Origin of the sequence: Nosocomiicoccus massiliensis (genome assembly GCF_000438455.1) — a bacterium.
Classification (GTDB): domain Bacteria; phylum Bacillota; class Bacilli; order Staphylococcales; family Salinicoccaceae; genus Nosocomiicoccus; species Nosocomiicoccus massiliensis.
Map to the genome: position 1 here is coordinate 1 of NZ_CAVG010000050.1, position 4,029 is coordinate 4,029.

3 protein-coding genes and 1 pseudogene are annotated in these 4,029 nt (G+C 37.1%); all 4 read right to left on the minus strand.

Annotated features, from left to right (window positions below):
- Positions 1-189 precede the first annotated feature (189 nt).
- Positions 190-807, minus strand: a complete 618-nt coding sequence (locus tag TJ68_RS02385; protein ID WP_040928536.1) for a CadD family cadmium resistance transporter — start codon at positions 805-807, stop codon at positions 190-192.
- Positions 808-886: 79 nt separating this feature from the next.
- A complete protein-coding gene (locus TJ68_RS02390; RefSeq protein WP_040928537.1) occupies positions 887-3,301 on the minus strand; it encodes a cadmium-translocating P-type ATPase CadA in 2,415 nt (804 codons plus the stop codon).
- The gene (locus TJ68_RS02395; protein ID WP_040928538.1) at positions 3,294-3,659 is read right to left on the minus strand and encodes an ArsR/SmtB family transcription factor; all 366 of its coding nucleotides are present in this window, start codon (positions 3,657-3,659) and stop codon (positions 3,294-3,296) included. Before TJ68_RS02395 ends, TJ68_RS02390 begins: the two co-directional genes overlap by 8 nt.
- Positions 3,660-3,894: 235 nt before the next feature.
- A pseudogene (locus TJ68_RS02400) lies at positions 3,895-4,029 on the minus strand (DUF6262 family protein); the annotation flags it as partial.

Consider the following 4,029-nt stretch of genomic DNA (forward strand, 5'->3'; position numbering starts at 1 on the left):
ACTTCAATATCTTCTCTTGATGGGTTTGTATCTTATCAATAGTAAATTATGAAAAAAATGGTTTAAATCAATGTTCTTACTTTAAGTACATGTGTTTAACGTAAATGATAATTAGTTAAATATAAAAAGGTTATCCCAATCAATAGGATAACCTCTTTATACTTCACTTTATGGTTTGGATTCGCCACTTCAAAGAAGAAATGAAATCAGAGCATTGAATGTTCCATTTTCAAACAATATATAAATACCTAGCCCAATGAATACAATTGGTACAATCCAACGTTCATATTTCTCAATTGTTTCCGATATAAAATCGAAGGAAGCTAGACGGTAACTGACATAGCACAAAACTCCAACCATAATAAGAAAGACAATAGTGACAATAAAGATTTCAGACATACTTAAGGTCGTGAAGTACGGTATATAAATGGAAAAGTCATCCGCACTGGAAGCCAATACGATGAAAGTCATCGTCAAAAATAACTGATTAAATTTTCCAGAGGAAAATAAGGATAAAATGCTACTTTCATCTTCATCCTCTTCTCCTTTAATCCATATTTTCACGCCTAGGTAAAGTGGTAAAAGCCCAAGTAGTCCGATAACCCATTGCTGAGGAATTAAATTTACAATCCCCTGTGCAACTAAAAGACTTGCTCCTAACACAATTGCAGTCCCTATATATTGTCCTATCCAAATATGTTTTACCTGATCTTTTTTTACTTGCGAAAACAAAAGAATTAATATGACGAGATAATCAATTCCTGTTGCTACATATACCGCAGTAGCCGTCAGTATCGTCGCGATCATTTTATCATCTCCAATATTTTAGGGATAGGACTTTTCTTCAAAATGAAAAGTCCTTCCGTAAATTGCACACATATAGTACCTATTTATCCTTCACTCTCATCAGTCGCAAACTATTTAATGCTACCAAAATAGTGGCTCCCATATCGGAAAGAATCGCAATCCAAAGGGTTAGCCAGCCTGGAATAACCAATAGTAAGGCAATTATCTTAATTCCGATGGCAAACGTGATGTTCGCTTTGATGATATTTAGCGTTTTCCTGCTAAGTCTTACTGCAAATGGAAGCTTACTTAAATCATCTCCCATTAATGCAATATCAGCTGTCTCGATGGCAGTATCTGTTCCAGCACCGCCCATTGCAATGCCAACAGTGGATGCAGCAAGTGCAGGAGCATCATTGACGCCATCGCCAATCATAGCTACATTACCATGCTCGGCTTTCATTTTTTTAATATAGTCCAACTTATCCTGTGGCATCAATTCGGACTGAATATCAGAAACGCCTACATGAGCACCGATTGCTTCTGCGGTACCTTGATTATCACCTGTCAGCATAATTGTTTGCTTGATTCCTAACTGATGAAGTTTTTGAATCACATTTTTACTTGTTTCGCGGACCTCATCTGCTACAGCAATCACGCCGAGGATTGTTTGGTCCGTTCCAATAATCATGGCCGTTTTCCCTTGGTTTTGTAAAACTTTCACTTTATTTTCAAACTCAAGGCTAAAATCGGAAACATTTAATTCTTTAAAAAGCCTTGGACTGCCAATGTAATAGGTTGTTCCATCTATATTCCCTTGAATGCCCCGACCTGTAATAGAAGTGAAGTCTTCCACTCTAACATCGGAATAAGTAATATTATCTTGCTCTGCTTTCTTCATTATTGCTGAAGCAAGTGGATGTTGTGATCGATATTCTAAAGCTGTAATAATGGAAAACAGCTCTTTTTCTTCCACTTGATCATTTAACACTTTAAAATCTGTTACCACTGGTACACCTTTTGTCAGTGTTCCTGTTTTATCAAATGCGATTGCCTTAATGGCTCCTAATTCCTCTAGATAGACACCGCCTTTAATCAACACACCTTTTTTAGCTGCATTTCCAATTGCCGAGACAATCGAGATTGGAGTAGAAATAACTAATGCACACGGACATCCAACTACAAGTACCGCTAATCCTTGATAAACCCAAGTATCCCAACTTCCACCAAAGAATAAAGGTGGAACGACTGCAACGAGCGCCGCAATAACCATAATGATCGGCGTATAATATTTCGCAAATTTATCTACGAATGCTTGCGCTGGAGCGCGCTCCCCTTGTGCTTCCTCAACCAGATGAATAATCTTGGAGATGGTTGTATCCTCTACGTATTTGGTGATTTTTACTTCAAGTAGTCCCTCTTCGTTAAGCGTACCTGCAAATACTTCATCATCTACCGTTTTGGCAACAGGGACAGATTCTCCTGTTATAGCAGCCTGGTTGACAGCCGACACCCCATTTATAATGATCCCATCCATGGCAATTTTCTCCCCTGGTTTGACGATCATAATATCACCCACGGCGATATCGTCCACATGGATCATTATTTCCTGACCATTCCGCCTAACAAGTGCTTCTTTTGGAGCAATATCCATCAATGAACGAATGGACTGTCTTGCTCTATCCATAGAAAAACGTTCAAGTGCTTCACTGATTGCAAAGAGAATGACAACAATGGATGCCTCTGCCCATTCACCAATGATGGCAGCTCCAATAACTGCAACGGTCATCAGGGTTTTCATGTCGAAATCAAAGCGTATCAAATTTTGAAAACCAACTTTAAATAGTGAATATCCGCCAATTACAATCGAACTTACAAATAACATGGAAGTTACAAGGTTATCTTCTCCATTTACAAAGTGAGAAAGGTAACCAAAAGCAATCATTAATGTGGCAAACAGCAATGTGCTGTGTTTTTTATAAAACGGTATTTTCTCTTCTTTAGGAGCCTTAGTGTCTTCTTTGACCGCTTGTATCGATGGATTCGCCAGTTTTTCAGGAATTACCTTAAGATTCTCGAAAGCACCAGCCTTTTCCAGAGCTTCAACGGTTGCACTGCCAAAGACATCAATTTTGGAAGCTCCGAAATTGACTTTAGCATCATGCACTCCTGGTAGTTCTTTTACATTTTTTTCAAACTTCCCAGCACAATTCGCACACGAGAAACCCTCTACACGGTAAACATTTTTATCTTCTGTTACCACTGGTTCGACCCGTCTTCTAGCCTTCTCTGGTGCCACTTTAAGATTCTCGAAAGCACCAGCCTTTTCCAGATCTTCAACGGTTGCACTACCAAAGACATCAATTTTTGAAGCTCCGAAATTGACTTTAGCATCATGCACCCCTGGTAGTTCTTTTACATTTTTTTCAAACTTCCCAGCACAATTCGCACACGAGAAACCCTCCACACGGTAAACCTGTTTATCTTCTGTTAATGTTTTTGTTGAACTATCCAATACTAGCAACCTCCCTTTGATGCAAGAAAGCTTTTTCTACAAGCTGTTTAACATGCTCATCATCTAGTGAATAATAGACTAATTTTCCTTCTTTACGGTATGTTGCTATACCTAAATTTTTCAATAATCTTAAATGATGGGATGCCGTAGCCGTTGAAGATTCAATGATATTCGCTACATCACAAACACATAACTCTCCCTCTAAAGACAAAACATAAGCAATTTTAACTCTTGTATCATCTGATAGAGCCTTAAAAACTTTCGCTACATCCATAGGATTCTGTTTAGCAAGCTCTTTTTTAGCCCTGTTTACCTTATCTTCGTGAATACAGGTAACTTCACACATATCTTTTGTCATAATTATCCTCCTTATTCAAATGACTATTTGTTTGATGATTATAATATATCATACCATAAACAAATAGTCGAATGATTGTTTGAATGATATATAATTAATATTAAAAAGGATTGATTTCTAATGTTAGAAACCAATCCTTTCGGAGATTTTAACCAAATTTTAAAGTATCTTAAACATAACTGCCCTGTTAGTTTAAGTACATTTCTTCACAATTCAATTATAGATTAACTTTTAACTATTCATTATTGTACAATTCTCCATATAATTTCTGAATTTGGTTTTTTAATTTTTTATTTTCCTCCTCTAATTCCTTAACTCTTGTTTTTAAAGTCTTAACAAGAACCCCTTCAGATCGAGAGCTTTTCTCAGA